The sequence below is a fragment of the Streptomyces sp. NPDC043726 genome, assembly GCF_056436565.1.
The window spans coordinates 1-16564 of the sequence record NZ_JBWKCI010000004.1 but is presented as its reverse complement, the minus strand read 5'-3'; the positions used below and the strand labels follow the sequence as shown (position 1 = coordinate 16564).

The following is a 16564-nucleotide window of genomic DNA, read 5'->3' as shown; positions in this document are numbered from 1 at the left end:
TTTCCGAGGATGAGGAGGTTGCGCTCAGATCAGGCGGTTGGGGGGTTCCTGGTCCGGCCGGCCGCGGAGGTCGGCAGAATCAGGCTCGGCCACCGGAGACGACTCCGCCCGGCCGATGGCGATCATGAAGAAGAGGAATGCGCTTTGGAACCGTCGACTCGCATCGTGGTGTTCGACCTGGACGACACTCTCGCCCTCTCCAAGGCGAAGATCACTCCCCGGATGTCCCAGTGCCTGATCCGCCTGCTGTCCCAGAAGCAGGTCTGCATCATCTCGGGCGGCCGGTACGAGCAGTTCCAGACCCAGGTCCTGGAGGAACTGCCGCTCACCCCCGAGCTCGCCGAACGCCTCCACCTCATGCCCACGTGCGGTACGCGCTACCTCCGGTGGGAGTCGGACGGCTGGCAGGACATCTACTGCGAGAACCTCTCGGAGGACGAGAAGTCCCTCGTCATCGAGGTGCTGACGGAAGGCGCCAAGTCCCTGGGGCTCTGGGAGGACGACACCTGGGGTGAGGTGATCGAGGACCGGGGCAGCCAGGTCACCTTCTCGGCCCTCGGCCAGCAGGCCCCCCACCAGGCCAAGGCCGCCTGGGACCCCGACGGCTCGCGCCGCGCGGCGCTGCGGGCGTACGCGGCCGAGCGACTGCCCGGCCTGGAGGTCCGCAGCGGCGGCTCCACGTCCATCGACGTGACGAAGAAGGGCATCGACAAGGCGTACGGCATGCAGCGGCTGCTCGAGCACCTCGATCTGCGGCTGGAGGACGTCCTCTTCATCGGCGACCGCCTCGACGAGGGCGGCAACGACTACCCGGTCCGGGAGATGGGCGTCCCGTGCGTCGCCGTCACCGGCTGGGAGGAGACCGCCGACTACATCGACACCCTGCTCGGCGAGACCCCGGGCGGCCCGGTTCCTCCCGTACTGGAGCCGCTGGACCTGCGCTGACGTGTCCTCGCTCCCGGGTGGTTCGGGTCCCAGCCGCCCGGCGGTTCCGCGTACGTCCGGGCAGCGGGGTCAGTCCTCGCCGTACCGCGGATCGACCGTCTCCGGGGTGAGCCCGAGGATCTCGGCGACCTGTTCGACGACGACCTCGTGCACGAGTGCCGCCCGCTCGTCGCGTCCCTTGGTGCGGATCTCCACCGGCCGCCGGTAGATGACCACGCGCGCGGGGCGCCCCTCGCGCGCCGCGATCGTGCCGCCCAGGGGCACCGCCTCGTCGTTCCAGGCCTGCCCGCGCCCGTTCAGGGGCGGCACCTCCAGCACCAGGAAGTCGATCTCGGCGAGCTGCGGCCACCGCCGCTCCAGACGCTCCACGGAGTCCTGCACCAGGTCCGCGAAGGCCTCGGCACGGCTCGCCGCCAGGGGCACCTGCGGGGGCGCGATCGGCCCACGCATGCCCCGACCGTGGCGATCACGACGGCGGGGCCCGGGGCCGGCGGCACGGGGCGGTACGGGGTTGTCCATCACTGGTGAAGCGTAGTCCTCGCCGGGGCCGGGTGCCCCGCGCCGCACCCTTCGCGGCCACCGCCCGCCCACCCGGCACGCCATGTCGCCGGATGACCATTCCAGCCAAGGTTGGGCTCGATTCCGTATCTCTCCCGGACCGGCGATCTCCAGGCAAATGACGTGGTTTGTACCAAGTGATGACCGGACCCCCTTCTGCGCGACCGGCCGAAAATCGCCGTCGCCGCAGGTCAGGGAGGTGCGTCAGATGGGGCGTGTGGGGCGTTTCGCGCCACGACACGGTGGAGTGACCTGATGGAGAGTCGTCGCGGCCCGCTCAAGAGTGCGGTACCGTCCAACGTCGTGAGCCCTGTACGTCGCTGTTCGCGCACCGCTTGCGGCCGCCCCGCCGTCGCGACGCTGACGTACGTCTACGCCGACTCGACCGCGGTCCTCGGCCCGCTCGCGACCTACGCCGAACCCCACTGCTACGACCTGTGCGCCGAGCACTCCGAGCGCCTGACCGCCCCGCGCGGGTGGGAGGTCGTCCGCCTCCTCGACGGCTCCGCCCCGGCCCGCCCCAGCGGCGACGACCTGGAAGCGCTTGCCAACGCCGTGCGCGAGGCGGCCCGCCCGCAGGAACGTGCCGCGGAGGCCGGTGGCGGGGCCCGCTCCGCGGACTCGATGGAGGTCGCGCGCCGCGGTCACCTCAGGGTCCTGCGCTCTCCGGACAACTGACCGCGCGTCACTCTTTCCGGCAACTCTTTGCCTGCGCGTTCCATTGAATGACGCACGACCATTGACGTGGCGTTGTCGCGGACACGACCATTCCGTTTCAGCCGAGGTGAGAAATCGCTTTCCGCATGACGGAATCCGTGGCTCCCGGGAGGCGCCCGTGTACGTCCAGGAACTGGAACCCGTCGCCGGCTCGCTCGGCCTGTCCGCGCTCGTGGCGGCCCTGCCCCTAGTGATCGTCCTGGTGCTGCTCGGCGGCGTCCGCGTGAAGGCCCATCTGGCGGGCCTGACGGGCCTGCTGGCGGCCGCGCTGGTCGCCTGGCTCGCGTACGGCATGCCGCTCGGCCAGACGGTCTCCAGCGCCGCCCAGGGCGCTGTCTTCGGGCTGTTCCCCATCCTGTGGATCGTCGTCAACGCCCTGTGGGTGTACCGGATGACCGTCCGCACCCGGCACTTCGACATCCTGCGCCGCTCCTTCGGGCGGCTCTCCGACGACCCCCGCATCCAGGCGCTGGTCGTCGCCTTCTGCTTCGGCGCCCTGCTGGAGGCCCTCGCCGGATTCGGGGCGCCCGTCGCGATCTGCTCGGTCATGCTCGTCGCACTGGGCTTCGAGCCCGTGCGCGCCGCCGTGGTCGCGCTGGTCGCCAACACCGCGCCGGTCGCCTTCGGCGCCATGGGCACACCGGTCGTGACGCTCGCCCAGGTCACCGGACTGCCGCTGGACGACGTCGCCGCCGTGGTGGGCCGTCAGACGCCGCTGCTCGCCCTCGTGGTGCCGCTGGTGCTGGTCTGGCTGGTCGACGGGCGGCGCGGACTGCGCGAGACCTGGGTGCCCGCCCTGGTGTGCGGCATCGCCTTCGCCGTGGCCCAGTTCGCCGCCTCGAACTACGTCTCCGCCCAACTCGCCGACATCGGCGCCGCCTTGGCCGGCGCGGGCGCCCTGGTCGCCGTACCGCGGGCGCGCAGGCCCGCCGAGGAGCCGGTGCGCGCGGCCGTGCTGACCGGGGCGCGCAGCGAGGAGCTCGACGAGGCCGACCCGCGCGGGGAGGTCGTACGGGCCTACTCGCCGTACGCCCTGATCGTCGCGGTCTTCTCCGTCGCGCAGATCCCGGCCGTCAAGGACTGGCTGGCCGAGGCGACGCAGACGTACGACTGGCCCTTCCTGGACGTCGTCGGTCCGGACGGGGAGGCCGTCGGCGGGAACGTGTTCACCTGGCCCGTCGCGTCCACCGGCGGCACGCTCGTGCTGCTCGCCGGGGTGTGCACGGCGTTCGTGCTGGGCGTGCACGCGCGCGTGGCGGTCCGGGAGTGGGCGGCGACCGTGTACGAACTGCGGTTCGCGATGCTGACCGTGACGAGCGTCCTGGCGCTCGCCTACGTCATGAACCTCTCGGGGCAGGCCGCCACCATCGGCCACTTCGTCGCGGCGGCCGGGGCGGGGCTCGCCTTCCTCTCACCCGTCCTCGGCTGGTTCGGTGTCGCCGTCACCGGTTCCGACACCTCGGCCAACGCGCTCTTCGGAGCCCTCCAGGTGACCGCGGCCCGCGAGTCGGGCCTGTCGCCCGAGCTGCTGGCGGCGGCGAACAGTTCCGGCGGGGTCCTCGGCAAGATGATCTCGCCGCAGAACCTCACCATCGCCTGCGCGGCCGTGGGGCTGGCGGGCAAGGAGGGTGACCTGCTGCGCAAGGTGTTGCCGTGGAGCATCGGCCTGTTGATGGTGATGTGCCTGATCGTGGTGGGGCAGAGCTCGCCGGTGCTCGGGTGGATGCTGCCGTGATCGTCGCGGGCGAGCCGTCCCCACGCTCACGCGTGCCTCACCCCCGGGCTTCCCGTCCCAACCCCCGGAACCGGACCCGCCCCAACCCCCGGAACCCGACCCGCCCTAACCGCTGGGACCCGACCCGCGCCAACCCCCGGGCTTCCCGCCCCAACCCCCGGAACCGGACCCGCTCTAACCGCTGGGACCCGATCCGCCCCAACCCCCGGGCTTCCCGCCCCAACCCCCGGAACCGGACCCGCTCTAACCGCTGGGACCCGATCCGCCCCAACCCCCGGGCTTCCCGCCCCAACCCCCGGAACCGGACCCGCCCCAACCCCCGGAACCGGACCCGCCCCCACCCCCGGAACCGGACCCGCCCTAACCCCTGGGACCCGACCCGCGCCAACCCCCGGGCATCCCGCCCCAACCCCCGGAACCGGACCCGCCCCCACCCCCGGGACCCGACCCGCCCCAACCCCCGGCGTCCGGCCCTCACCAGCGGTACCCTGACCAGGCACATCCGCGACACCCACCGCCCCGAAGGGACCCCCATGCCGCTCGAAGCCGGTCTCCTGGAGATCCTCGCCTGTCCGGCCTGCCACGCCCCCCTCAAGGAGCAGGACGCCGAGCTGATCTGCACCGGCCAGGACTGCGGCCTGGCCTACCCCGTCCGCGACGGCATCCCGGTCCTCCTGGTCGACGAGGCCCGCCGCCCCGCGTAACCCGCCAACCCCCCGGCGATCGGAGGCTGCCGACCGTGCTCGACGAATCGCTGCTCGACACCCCCGAGGCCCTCTCGGAGGCCGACCGTCGCGGGCTGCTCCGCGGCGCCGCCGAGGCAGGCGCCCGGGTCCGCACCGCCGCCCGGCACGCCGTCGAGGCCGGCGTGACGGACCTCAAACCCGACGGCCGCCCCCGCGCCGTCCTCATCGCCGGCCCCGGCGCCGCCGCCATCTGCGTCGCCGACCTCCTCGGGACCCTCGCCGGCGCCGGCAGCCCCGTCACCCGGCTGGCCCCCGCGGGCGTCGCCCCCGCCGCCGGCGCCCTGCGCTGGGAGCTGCCCGGCTGGGCCGGCTCCGTGGACCTGCTGCTCATCGCCACCCCCGACGGCACCGAACCGGGCCTGTCCCTGCTCGCCGAGCAGGCCTACCGCCGCGGCTGCACCGTCGTGGCCGTGGCCCCGCCGCGCACCCCGCTCGCCGAGGCGCTCGAGACCGCCCACGGCCTGTTCGTACCGATGGCGACAGCGCCGTACGAGGAGGACACCCCCCTCGCCGCCTCCGCCCCCGGCGTCCTGTGGGCCCTGCTCACCCCGCTGCTCGCGCTGCTGGACCGGATCGGGCTGCTGACCGCCCCGGCCGACGCCCTGGAGAAGGTCGCCGACCGACTCGACCACATCGCCGAGCGCTGCGGGCCCGCCATCGCGACGTACAGCAACCCTGCCAAGACCCTGGCCGCCGAACTCGCCGACGCCCTCCCGGTGATCTGGACCGAGGGCACCTCGGCCGGCCCCGCGGGCCGTCGCTTCGCCGCAGCCCTCGCCGAACTCGCCGGCCGCCCGGCCGTCGTCGCCGAACTCCCCGAGGCGCTCGCCACGCACAGCACCCTGCTCGCCGGTCCGCTGGCCGCCAGCGCCGACCCGGACGACTTCTTCCGCGACCGCGTGGAGGAGGCCCCCGTGATCCACGCACGCGTGGTGCTGCTCCGGGACCGCCCCAGCGGCGGGCTGAGCGCCGCCCCCGCCGCCCGTGAACTGGCCCTCAGCCACGACACGCCGATCAGCGAACTGGAACCGGAGCCCGGCGGCGAGCTGGAGAACCTCGCGGAGATGATCGCCATCACGGATTTCGCCGCCGTTTACCTGGCGCTCGCTTCGGGCGCCTGATCTTGCTCAGGACGCCCTGACCGTCGTACGCGGAGCGAAACCCGCGTCGTACGCAGAGAGAACCGCATGGACCGCCTCGACAACACCATCCGCCCCTACGCCTGGGGTTCCACCACCGCGATCCCGCAGCTGCTGGGGGTCGAACCGACCGGCGAACCGCAGGCGGAGATGTGGATGGGCGCCCACCCGGGCGCTCCGTCGCGCACCGGCCGGGGCACCCTCGTCGACATCATCGGCGCCGACCCGGAGCGGGAACTCGGGCACGCGTGCGTGGCCAAGTTCGGCCCGCGCCTGCCCTTCCTGCTGAAGCTCCTCGCGGCCGGCGCCCCGCTCTCCCTCCAGGTCCACCCGAATCTGGCTCAGGCCAAGGAGGGATACGACGAGGAAGAGCGCCGAGGCGTCCCCGTCGACGCCGGGCACCGCAACTACAAGGACGCCAACCACAAGCCCGAACTGATCTGCGCCCTCACCGAGTTCGACGGCCTGTGCGGCTTCCGCGACCCGGTGCAGGCCGCCGATCTGCTCGACGGGCTCGGCGTCGACTCCCTCAAGCCGTACGTCGATCTGCTGCACGCGCATCCCGAGGACGCTGCCCTGCGCGAGGTCCTCACCGCGATCCTCACCGCCGACCCGGACGAGATGGCCCGCACGGTCACCGAGACCGCGGCCGCCTGCGACCGCCTGGGCGGCGCCTGGGCGCCGTACGCCGATCTCGCCCACCACTACCCGGGCGACCCCGGTGTCATCGCCGCGATGCTCCTCAACCACGTCCGACTCCAGCCCGGCGAGGCCCTGTTCCTCGGTGCGGGCATCCCGCACGCCTACCTGAACGGCCTCGGCGTCGAGATCATGGCCAACTCCGACAACGTGCTGCGCTGCGGACTGACCCCCAAGCACGTCGACGTCCCCGAACTCCTGCGCATCGTCCGCTTCGAGCCCGCCGACCCCGGCGTCCTGCGCCCGGAGGCCGCCCCGGACGGCGAGGAGGTGTACGAGACCCCGATCGACGAGTTCCGGCTGTCGCGGTACGTCCTGCCCGAGGGCACCGCCCGCCACGACCTCACCCGCGCCACCCCGCAGATCCTGCTCTGCACCGCGGGCTCCGTCCGGGTCGGCGAGCACGAACTGAGCCCCGGTCAGTCGGTCTTCGCGGCGGCGGGGGAGAAGGCGGAAGTGTCCGGCACGGGCACGCTCTTCCGCGCCACTGTGATCGTATGACCGGCACTGTGGACACCTGACGCACCGCACCCCGGCGAGGCTGCAACAATGGCGCACCGGCAAAGGACGGGCAAAGCCAGAAGGGGCCGCGCCCGGGACGGCGTACGAAGGGACAACGCGAACACATGAGCGCGTCAGGCGGCACCAAGGCGATCGTGGCGGCACTCGCCGCCAACCTCGCAATCGCGGTAGCGAAGTTCGTGGCGTTCCTGTTCAGTGGCTCGTCCTCGATGCTCGCGGAGTCGGTGCACTCGCTGGCCGACTCCGGCAACCAGGGCCTGCTGCTCGTCGGCGGCAAGAAGGCCAAGCGCGAGGCGACCCCGCAACACCCCTTCGGCTACGGCCGCGAGCGCTACATCTACGCCTTCCTCGTCTCGATCATCCTCTTCTCCGTCGGCGGCATGTTCGCCCTCTACGAGGGCTACGAGAAGATCAAGCACCCGCACGAGATCGAGCACTGGTACTGGCCGGTGGGCGTCCTCGTCTTCGCGATCATCGCCGAGACCTTCTCCTTCCGGACGGCCATCAAGGAGTCCAACGCCCTGCGCGGCAAGAAGTCCTGGAAGGAGTTCGTCCGCCACGCCAAGGCCCCCGAGCTGCCCGTCGTCCTCCTGGAGGACCTCGGCGCGCTGGTCGGTCTGATCCTGGCGCTGGTCGGCGTGAGCCTCGCCCTCGCCACCGGCGACGGCGTCTGGGACGGCATCGGCACCCTCTGCATCGGTGTGCTCCTCATCCTGATCGCGGTCGTCCTGGCCATCGAGACCAAGTCGCTGCTGCTCGGCGAGGCCGCGGGCGCCGAGGAGACCCAGAAGATCGAGGCCGCGATCGTCGACGGCGACACCGTCACCCGCATCATCCACATGCGCACGCTGCACCTCGGCCCCGAGGAGCTGCTCGTCGCCGCCAAGATCGCCGTCCGGCACGACGACACGGCCACCGAGATCGCCGCCGCCATCGACGCCGCCGAGGCCCGTATCCGCGACGCCGTCCCGATCGCCCGTGTCATCTACCTGGAGCCGGACGTCTACAGCGAGGCCGAGGCGGCCCGCGGCGCCGACCGCGAGGCGACGCCCGGAGGCCCGGCCCCGGAGAGCACCGGCCACTGACGCCCGTCACGCACAAGGGGTCCGCCGAGGTGACTCGGCGGACCCCTTCGTCGTACGACGGACGCGTCACAGATGGTCGGGCCACAACACCGTGTCCACCGCGGGACGCCGCCGCCTGATCCGCACCCCGATCGCGAGAATCAGCCCGATCAGGGCCAGCACCAGCCCGATCAGGGCGGCGGCACCCAGCAGCAGGGGCCCCGCGTAGCTGTCGATCACCCGACCCCGTACGGCATCCAGCGCGACCGTCCCCTCGTGGTCCTCGGGGAACATCCGCGAATCGCGCGAATTCTGCCGGTAGTCGCCGAGCAGGAAGAGCCGACCCTCGGGCACGTTCACCTCGTACGGCCGACGCAGCCCGTCCGCGATGCCGTCCTTGACGTACGGCTCGCGCAGCGGCTCGCCGTCGACGGTGAGCGTCTCCCGGGGCGTGTCCTGGTTCTCGCAGCAGACGACGCGGTCGCCGCCCACGCCGATGACGCGCTGCATGACGTTCACCCCGGACCCGTACCGCTCGGGCGCCGAGTACAGCACCACATCGCCCGGCCGCACCTCGTCCCCGCCGACGCGCTCGGCGACGATCCGGTCCCCGACGCCGTACGTGGGCGACATGCTGTCGCTGCTGACGGTGGACAGCACATATCCCGTCCGCAGCCACACCAGGGATCCGGCCACCATCGCCAGTCCCAACAGTCCCATCACCCACGCCGTCACCGTCAGCCTGCGCGCCGTGCTCGCGTCCATGCCACTCCCTCCCCACGCGGAACTCCCGCGGCGGCAGAGAGTATCGGCCCGACGCGAACGGCCGTACGGGCCCGCGGTGCACGGACCCGTACGGCCGCTGCTGGAAGCCCGCGCGGCACCCGCGTGGGACCGACGCCCGGCTACTCGATCTCGCTGAGCACCCGGAGCACCGCGGATTCGTCCGCGGCCGCCGTCAGCCGCTCCCGGAACCCCGGGTCCATCAGCTTTCGCGACAACAGCGCCAGAATCCGCAGGTGTTCATCGCCCGCGGCAGCCTCCGGTACGGCGATCATGAAGACCAGCCTCGCCCTCGTACCGTCCAGCGAGTCCCACTCGACGCCCTCGGCGGACCGCGCGAACCCGACGACCGGCACGGCCACCGCGTCCGTCTTGGCATGCGGAATCGCGATCTCCTCGCCGAGCCCGGTCGTCCCCTGCGCCTCCCGCCGCAGCGCCGTCGCGACCAACTCGTCCACGTCCGCGACCTTGCCGGTACGAGCCAACAGTTCGGCCATCTCCCGGATGGCGGCGCCCTTTTCATCGGCGTCGAGCCGGACCTTGACGGTGGCCGGGGTGAGATAGCCGGAGAGGACTTCGGCCGCCTCCTTTTCAGCCGCCTCTTCGGGCGCGGCCGCTTCGGGCGCGGCCGCTTCGGGCGCGGCCGCTTCGGGCGCGGCCGCTTCGGGCGCGGCCGCTTCGGGTACGGCATCTTCGGGTACGGACCCCCGGGGCGCGGTTTCTTCGGGTACGGACTCCTCGGGCCCGGACTCCTCGCGCGCGGCCTCTTCGGGCGTACGCGCCATCGGCACCGCCCCGCCCTTCGTGGCCGCCGTTGCGGCGCCGACCAGCGCGAGCTCGGGTACGACGGCAGGCGCGCCGACTACCGGCTCGCCCCGCCGCCTCCGCTCACCGAGGTCGACCAGCGCGACCGTCGTCAGCGCGGTCACCGCGGTGCCGATCGCCACCGCCACGAAGAACATCGGCACGCCGCTCACCGCGCCCAGCACCGCCACGATCGGCCCGCCGTGCGGCACCGCGTCCTCGACCCCGGCGAGACCCGCGACCGCGCCGGCCACCGCGCCGCCGAGCATGTTGGCCGGGATGACCTGCGCGGGCCGCGCCGCCGCGAACGGGATCGCGCCCTCGGATATGCCGAAGCAGCCCATGAACAGCGAGGCCAGACCGGTCTCCCGCTCCTGCTCGGTGTACAGCCGCTTCCGGAGCAGCGTGGCCACGCCCTGGCCCAGCGGCATGACCGGGATCGCCGCCGCGCACATGCCCATGACCGCCTGGTTGCCGGTCGCGATGAGCCCCGCGCCGAACAGGAACGCCGTCTTGTTGACCGGCCCGCCCATGTCGAAGGCGATCATGAGCCCGAGAATCGCGCCGAGCAGGATCGCGCTCGTCCCGGTCATCCCGCCCAGCCAGTCGGTCAGGTGCTCGAACACCCAGGAGATCGGCCGGCCGATGACGTAGATGAAGAACAGGCCGAGCGCCGTCGTCGCCACGATCGGGATCACGATGATCGGCATGATCGGCTGGGCGAACTTCGGGACCCTGACCTTCTTGATCCACAGCACCAGATACCCGGCCAGGAACCCGGTCACGATCGCCCCGATGAACCCGGCGCCCGCCTTGGAGTCGTACAGCGACCCCGTGTTCGCCATCCAGCCGCCGATCATGCCGGGGACGAGCGCCGGACGGTCCCCGATGGCGTACGCGATGTACCCGGACAGGATCGGCACCATCAGCGTGAAGCCGATGACGCCGATGTTGTTCACGTCCATCCAGAAGGAGTCCTCCGGGATGACCAGACCGCCCGACGGGTCGGTGTGCCCGCCGAGCGAGAGCGAGATCGCGATCAGCAGCCCGCCGACCACGACGAACGGGATCATGTAACTGACCCCGTTCATCAGCGCCTTGTACCCGACGCTCCGCTCCTTGCCGGCGCCGCCTTCCTTGGGCGCGGGCGCGGTTCCCGCCGTGTGCACGGGCGCCGAGCGCACCCGCTCGATCAGCCGCTCGGGATGGCGGATGCCCTCCGCGACCCCGACGGTGAGGACCCGCTTGCCGACGAAACGGCTCAGGTCCACGTCCTTGTCCGCGGCGACGATGATGCCGTCCGCGGTGTTGACATCGTTGTCATCGAGGACGTTTTCGGTCCCGATCGATCCCTGGGTCTCCACCTTCATCTCGATGCCACGGCTCGCCGCGGCCTGCGTGAGCTTCTCCGCCGCCATGTACGTGTGGGCGATGCCGGTCGGGCAGGCGGTCACCGCGAGCAGCTTCAACCGCCGCTGCGCACTGCCGCCGCCCGTGGGGGGAGGGCCGGCCGGACTAGTCACGTCGTTCTCCTAACGCCTCTGTCCTCTCGGAACGCCGTCCCGGGCGCCCCGCAAGATCGATCAGCAGTCCCGATCCCTCGGCCCTGCCGATCACCCCGCATCCTGCAACATCTCCGGCCCCGCTCAAAGGCCCGAAAGTCCCGGCACATCCCGATCTGTGGCCTCCCGTCCCGCCGTTCGTAGGTGTCCTGTCACCGCTCCTCCACCGGTCCCGCGAACCCCCGCCCACCCGGTCCACCGGGCTTCCGAAGCCGCCCTCGGTGACGTGATCTTCCCGGTGCGGACTGGGGCCGCCGGGTCGTCCGGTGTAGCTTGGGACAGAGCCAGACGTCGCTGCTGATGGCGGTCGGTCGGTCCCGACACGGGCCGGCCGAGGGAGAGAGGGCCTCCGACGGACTGCGCTGCGCGCACGCGGGCATGCCTGTGTCCTCTTCGGGCACCCCTGTGTCCGCCGCCGCGCAGACCAGCCCTACCCACCTCGCCCCAACCCCGAGGAGCAGCTCGCAATGACGACTGTCGAGAACCGACAGGACTTCAAGGTCGCCGACCTCTCCCTGGCCGAATTCGGCCGCAAGGAGATCACCCTCGCCGAGCACGAGATGCCCGGCCTCATGGCGATCCGCAAGGAGTACGCCGAGGCCCAGCCCCTCGCCGGCGCGCGCGTCACCGGCTCCCTGCACATGACCGTGCAGACCGCCGTCCTCATCGAGACCCTGGTCGCCCTCGGCGCCGAGGTCCGCTGGGCGTCCTGCAACATCTTCTCCACCCAGGACCACGCGGCCGCCGCCATCGCCGTCGGCCCGAACGGCACGCCCGACAACCCCCAGGGCGTCCCGGTCTTCGCCTGGAAGGGCGAGACCCTGGAGGAGTACTGGTGGTGCACGGAGCAGGCGCTGACCTGGCCGAACACCCCCACCGGCGGCCCGAACATGATCCTGGACGACGGCGGCGACGCCACCCTCCTCGTCCACAAGGGCGTCGAGTACGAGAAGGACGGCAAGGTCCCCTCCGTCGACACCGCCGAGTCCGACGAGCACCGCGTCATCCTCGAACTCCTGCACCGCACCATCACCGACGGCTCGCAGAAGTGGACCCAGCTCGCCTCGGAGATCCGCGGCGTGACCGAGGAGACCACGACCGGCGTCCACCGCCTGTACGAGATGCACCGCGACGGCACCCTCCTGTTCCCGGCGATCAACGTCAACGACGCCGTCACCAAGTCGAAGTTCGACAACAAGTACGGCTGCCGCCACTCCCTGGTCGACGGCATCAACCGCGCCACCGACGTCCTCATCGGCGGCAAGACCGTGGTCGTCTGCGGCTACGGCGACGTGGGCAAGGGCTGCGCGGAGTCCCTGCGCGGACAGGGCGCCCGCGTGATCGTCACCGAGATCGACCCGATCTGCGCCCTGCAGGCGGCGATGGACGGCTACCAGGTCACGACCCTCGACGAGGTCATCGACAAGGCCGACATCTTCATCACCACGACCGGCAACAAGGACATCATCATGGCCGCGGACATGGCCAAGATGAAGCACCAGGCGATCGTCGGCAACATCGGTCACTTCGACAACGAGATCGACATGGCCGGCCTCGCCAAGGTCCCGGGCATCGTCAAGGACGAGGTCAAGCCGCAGGTCCACACCTGGACCTTCCCCGACGGCAAGGTGATCATCGTCCTGTCCGAGGGCCGCCTGCTGAACCTGGGCAACGCCACCGGCCACCCGTCGTTCGTGATGTCCAACTCCTTCGCGGACCAGACCCTGGCCCAGATCGAGCTGTTCACCAAGCCCGACGAGTACCCGACCGACGTCTACGTGCTCCCCAAGCACCTCGACGAGAAGGTCGCCCGCCTCCACCTGGACGCGCTCGGCGTGAAGCTCACCAAGCTCCGCCCCGAGCAGGCCGCCTACATCGGCGTCGAGGTCGACGGTCCCTTCAAGCCGGACCACTACCGCTACTGACACGGCTCTCGAACGCTACTGACACAGCGCTCGAGCCGTCGCCTGTGACGAGCGCGTCCGTGCACTGACGCGCTCACCAGCAGCAGGTCCTCAGGGCAGGCCCCCGCACCCCCGTGCCGGGGGCCTGCCCGTCTGGCCCTCAGCGGCCGGACCAGCCCGTCACGACTCAGGACCCCCATGCCCCGCGGCCGCTATTCGCTCCACGATCCGCACGATCACACCCCCCTCGCAGAAGAGCACTTCCACTGCGCGCCCGGCCCCTCCGGCTGGCGCTACGTATCCCAGCTGACCACCCCCTCGGGCGATCACAGCGGCTCCGTCGACCTCACCTTCGACGAACTCGGCCGCCCCATCCGCCTCGAACTGCACGCCGGCGGCTGGCAGGTGCGCGGTGCCGCGCTCGACGGCGTCACCTGGGTCCGTACGGACCCGACCGGGGCTCACGCCACGGAAGGCAATGTGCGCGCCCACGCCTTCACCGGCACGTCCCCCGCGTTCCTCGTCGCCACCACCCGTCTCCTGCGCCTCACCCCTTCCGGCTCCGCCACTCGCGTACGCCTCGTCGCCTTCACGGACCCAGTGCTCGCCCCGCGCACCGTCGACCAGTCCTGGGCCTTGCTGAAAAGAGAAGCACACGCCACTGACAACGGCCCTCTGACCGTGGACGAGTACCAGGTCACAGCCCTGGACACGGGCGAACAGCACGCCGTCCACATCGCCGGGGACGTGGTGCTCTCAGCACCGGGGATCGAGTTGGAAGACCTCGAGTCGCCGCCGTCGTCGTTCGCTTGAGCGAGGGCTGGCGGCCTGGCTGGTCCGGGACGTCAGGCCAAGGTCATGCAGGCGGCACGAACCCGGTGCCCGGCCGATTGGCGGCGGGCTCCTCATCGGGAGCCGGCTGCTGAGTCGCGGCGGTGTGAGGCTGGTTGCTCGGCGCGGGTGGGGTTTCGACGGCGGGCCGGTCGGTCGGGGAGCCGTGGACGCCTGACGTCGGAGCCGGGTAGGGACCGGGCGCGGGTGCGGGCTGAGGCCGGCCGCCGGCCGCCGCCGTCCCAGCCGACGGACCGGTCGGTGTCGGACCCGTCGGTGTCGGACCGGTCGGCGTCGGACCGATCGGACGCGGAGTCGGGCCCGTCGGCGCCGCCGCCCCGTTCGCGAAGGCGCGCCGGGCCTCGCGGGCCTGCCGTTCCTGCAACATGGCCGCCAAATACGCAGCCGGCGGCACACCCTGCAGCGCCGGCGTAGCCGTACGGGCCGCCAGATCGGACGCGAGCCGTTCCGCCATGGTCCAGCTGACCTGGGGATCCAGCTGCTGCATCCGCGTCAGGTACTGACGTACGGCGAGCCACAGACCATCGGGAACCGCCGAGAGGTCCAGCTCCGAGAACCGTCCGGCCAGCCACGGCGGAGGCGGCGGTACGAAGCCACCCTGAGCCTGCGGCACCCGCTCCCGCACCACGAGCGTGCCCGCGAACACGTCCCCGAGTCGCCGACCCCGAGCAGAGACCAGCGACGCGACGCAGGCGACGACCCCGAAGGTCAGCAGAATCTCGATGACACCGATCGCACCCCGTACCAGCGCATGCCGGAACCGGATCGGCCCGCCGTCGTCCCGCACCACCCGTAGCCCGCAGGCCAGCTTCCCGAGGGAACGTCCGTGGCTGAGCGTCTCGACCGCGATCGGCGCACCCACGAGCACCAGAACGAAGGAGGCGATCGACAGCGCGACCTGCGCGGCCTCGTCCAAGGACGCGGTGGCCGCGACCAGACCGATCGTCACGGCGATGTAGACGGCGACGGCGACGACCAGATCGAGCAACACGGCGAGGGCCCTGCTGGGCAACTTTGCGGGGCGCAGCTCAAGCGCCACCGCCTCGCCCGTCACCAGCTCACTCACGCCTGCCCGTCCTTCCCTGACCTGCCCCCTGGAACGGCCAGTCTGCCAAGCTGAGAGCGCATCGCGCGCCAGTACGACAAGCTGACATCCACGACGGGCCGCCGACGAACAGCCGAGGAGCAAGCACACAGATGGACCTCGACGTCTTCGTCACCGCGCACCGCGCCGAGTGGGACCGCCTCGACGCCCTGCTCCAGCGCCAGCGCCGCCTGACCGGCGCGGAGGCGGACGAACTCGTCGCTCTCTACCAGCGCACCGCCACCCACCTCTCCCTGATCCAGTCGAGTGCCCCGGATCCACAACTGACCGGTCGGCTCAGCCAACTCGTGGCACGCGCGCGTAGCGCCGTGACAGGCACCCGTCGCGCCTCCTGGCGCGACGCGACCCGCTTCTTCACCCATGGCTTCCCGGCGGCCGTCTACAAGGCGCGCCACTGGTGGGTACCCACGGCCCTGCTGTCGACCCTCGTGGCCGCCCTCCTGGGCTGGTGGATCGGCGCCACCCCCGAAGTGCAGGCCTCGATCGCGGCCCCCAGCGAACTGCGCGAGCTCACCCGCCCCGGTGGCCAGTACGAGACCTACTACTCCAGCCACCCCGCGACGTCGTTCGCCGCCCAGGTGTGGACGAACAACGCCCAGGCCGCCGCGCTCTGCCTGGTCCTGGGTGTCTTCCTCGGGCTCCCGGTCCTCTGGATCCTCTTCCAGAACATGCTCAACCTCGGTGTCGGAATCGGCCTGATGTCCTCCGCGGGCCGTCTCGACACCTTCTTGGGCCTGATCCTGCCGCACGGCCTCCTCGAACTGACAGCGGTGTTCGTCGCTGCGGGCACGGGTCTGCGCCTCGGCTGGACCGTCATCGACCCCGGCCCTCGCACGCGCCGCACCGCCCTCGCCGAGGAGGGCCGAGCCGCCGTGGGCATGGCGATAGGCCTCGCCGTGGTCCTCTTCGTCTCGGGCGCCATCGAAGGCTTCGTCACCCCGTCGGGCCTGCCCACATGGGCCCGCATCACCATCGGCGTCGTCGCGGAGCTGGCATTCCTGGCCTACGTCTATGCAGTCGGCGGCCGTGCGGCGCGGGCCGGCGAGACGGGGGATGTGGAGGAGGCCGACCGCGGCGCCACTCTTCCGGCGGCCGCCTGATGTGCGGACACACCTGATGAGCTGCTAGTCTCCTCTTCGCCCCGAGAGAGCCGTTGACACGGATCGCGCGGGGAGGTAGATTCGAACAGTTGCCTGGACTGGACCTGGTCCGGTCGGTGACAGTGACAATCTGTCGGCTTCTTGAAGTGTCGAGCAAATCGATTACTGAGAAGCACCCCCGATGAATCGGAAAGCATGGCCGGCCAGACCGGCTCGAAACTTCTGATAAAGTCGGAACCGCCGGAAAGGGAAACGCGAAAGCGAGAACCTGGAAAGCACCGAGGAAATCGGATCGGAAAGATCTGATAGAGTCGGAAACGCAAGAACGA

14 protein-coding genes are annotated in these 16564 nt (G+C 71.3%); 10 read left to right on the top strand and 4 right to left on the bottom strand.

Going from position 1 to position 16564, the window contains the following annotated elements; translation table 11 throughout:
* Window positions 1–144: 144 nt before the first annotated feature.
* A complete protein-coding gene (locus AC068Z_RS12400; protein WP_478554564.1) occupies window positions 145–945 on the top strand; it encodes an HAD-IIB family hydrolase in 801 nt (266 codons plus the stop codon).
* Between the two features lie 69 nt (window positions 946–1014).
* Here the strand turns inward: AC068Z_RS12400 and AC068Z_RS12395 are convergent, their stop codons facing one another.
* Window positions 1015–1464, bottom strand: a complete 450-nt coding sequence (locus tag AC068Z_RS12395) for a metallopeptidase family protein (RefSeq protein WP_451725970.1) — start codon at window positions 1462–1464, stop codon at window positions 1015–1017.
* Between the two features lie 294 nt (window positions 1465–1758).
* On the opposite strand from AC068Z_RS12395, the gene AC068Z_RS12390 reads away from it, so the two are divergent.
* The 6 genes from AC068Z_RS12390 to AC068Z_RS12365 all read left to right on the top strand — a co-directional run bounded on the left by AC068Z_RS12390 (window position 1759) and on the right by AC068Z_RS12365 (window position 8146).
* On the top strand, window positions 1759–2181 hold the full coding sequence (locus AC068Z_RS12390; protein WP_478554563.1) for a DUF3499 domain-containing protein: 423 nt from the start codon (window positions 1759–1761) through the stop codon (window positions 2179–2181).
* 157 nt (window positions 2182–2338) lie between these two features.
* Window positions 2339–3955 (top strand): L-lactate permease, encoded by a 1617-nt coding sequence (locus tag AC068Z_RS12385; RefSeq protein ID WP_478554562.1) that lies wholly within the window; start codon window positions 2339–2341, stop codon window positions 3953–3955.
* 533 nt (window positions 3956–4488) lie between these two features.
* Entirely contained in the window at window positions 4489–4659 is a 171-nt protein-coding gene (locus AC068Z_RS12380) for a Trm112 family protein (RefSeq protein WP_020940431.1), read from the top strand.
* 35 nt (window positions 4660–4694) lie between these two features.
* A complete protein-coding gene (locus tag AC068Z_RS12375) occupies window positions 4695–5822 on the top strand; it encodes an SIS domain-containing protein (RefSeq protein WP_478554561.1) in 1128 nt (375 codons plus the stop codon).
* A 66-nt stretch (window positions 5823–5888) separates the two neighbouring features.
* The gene (gene manA / locus AC068Z_RS12370) at window positions 5889–7040 is read left to right on the top strand and encodes a mannose-6-phosphate isomerase, class I (protein ID WP_478554560.1); all 1152 of its coding nucleotides are present in this window, start codon (window positions 5889–5891) and stop codon (window positions 7038–7040) included.
* 125 nt (window positions 7041–7165) lie between these two features.
* Entirely contained in the window at window positions 7166–8146 is a 981-nt protein-coding gene (locus AC068Z_RS12365; RefSeq protein WP_478554559.1) for a cation diffusion facilitator family transporter, read from the top strand.
* A gap of 66 nt (window positions 8147–8212) precedes the next feature.
* On the opposite strand, the gene lepB is transcribed toward AC068Z_RS12365, so the two are convergent.
* A complete protein-coding gene (gene lepB, locus AC068Z_RS12360) occupies window positions 8213–8890 on the bottom strand; it encodes a signal peptidase I (RefSeq protein WP_478554558.1) in 678 nt (225 codons plus the stop codon).
* 140 nt (window positions 8891–9030) lie between these two features.
* Window positions 9031–11235: a fructose-specific PTS transporter subunit EIIC gene (locus AC068Z_RS12355; protein ID WP_478554557.1), complete on the bottom strand. Its 2205-nt coding sequence runs from the start codon at window positions 11233–11235 to the stop codon at window positions 9031–9033.
* Window positions 11236–11741: 506 nt separating this feature from the next.
* Here AC068Z_RS12355 and ahcY point away from each other — a divergent pair.
* Entirely contained in the window at window positions 11742–13199 is a 1458-nt protein-coding gene (ahcY, locus tag AC068Z_RS12350; RefSeq protein WP_478554556.1) for an adenosylhomocysteinase, read from the top strand.
* Window positions 13200–13376: 177 nt separating this feature from the next.
* Window positions 13377–13991: a hypothetical protein gene (locus AC068Z_RS12345; protein ID WP_478554555.1), complete on the top strand. Its 615-nt coding sequence runs from the start codon at window positions 13377–13379 to the stop codon at window positions 13989–13991.
* A 43-nt stretch (window positions 13992–14034) separates the two neighbouring features.
* Here the strand turns inward: AC068Z_RS12345 and AC068Z_RS12340 are convergent, their stop codons facing one another.
* Complete coding sequence (locus tag AC068Z_RS12340) at window positions 14035–15096, bottom strand: RDD family protein (protein ID WP_478554554.1); 1062 nt, start codon at window positions 15094–15096, stop codon at window positions 14035–14037.
* Window positions 15097–15227: 131 nt separating this feature from the next.
* Here AC068Z_RS12340 and AC068Z_RS12335 point away from each other — a divergent pair, with 131 nt between their 5' ends.
* On the top strand, window positions 15228–16235 hold the full coding sequence (locus AC068Z_RS12335) for a stage II sporulation protein M (protein ID WP_478554553.1): 1008 nt from the start codon (window positions 15228–15230) through the stop codon (window positions 16233–16235).
* The last annotated feature ends 329 nt before the right edge of the window (window positions 16236–16564 follow it).

Excerpts from the sequence above, each read along its gene's own strand:
- AC068Z_RS12345 (WP_478554555.1), top strand. The coding sequence starts at position 13,377 with ATGCCCCGCGGCCGCTATTCGCTCCACGATCCGCACGATCACACCCCC.
- AC068Z_RS12335 (WP_478554553.1), top strand. The coding sequence starts at position 15,228 with ATGGACCTCGACGTCTTCGTCACCGCGCACCGCGCCGAGTGGGACCGC.
- AC068Z_RS12380 (WP_020940431.1), top strand. The coding sequence starts at position 4,489 with ATGCCGCTCGAAGCCGGTCTCCTGGAGATCCTCGCCTGTCCGGCCTGC.
- manA (WP_478554560.1), top strand. The coding sequence starts at position 5,889 with ATGGACCGCCTCGACAACACCATCCGCCCCTACGCCTGGGGTTCCACC.
- AC068Z_RS12395 (WP_451725970.1), bottom strand. The coding sequence starts at position 1,464 with ATGGACAACCCCGTACCGCCCCGTGCCGCCGGCCCCGGGCCCCGCCGT.
- lepB (WP_478554558.1), bottom strand. The coding sequence starts at position 8,890 with ATGGACGCGAGCACGGCGCGCAGGCTGACGGTGACGGCGTGGGTGATG.
- AC068Z_RS12390 (WP_478554563.1), top strand. The coding sequence starts at position 1,759 with ATGGAGAGTCGTCGCGGCCCGCTCAAGAGTGCGGTACCGTCCAACGTC.
- AC068Z_RS12365 (WP_478554559.1), top strand. The coding sequence starts at position 7,166 with ATGAGCGCGTCAGGCGGCACCAAGGCGATCGTGGCGGCACTCGCCGCC.
- ahcY (WP_478554556.1), top strand. The coding sequence starts at position 11,742 with ATGACGACTGTCGAGAACCGACAGGACTTCAAGGTCGCCGACCTCTCC.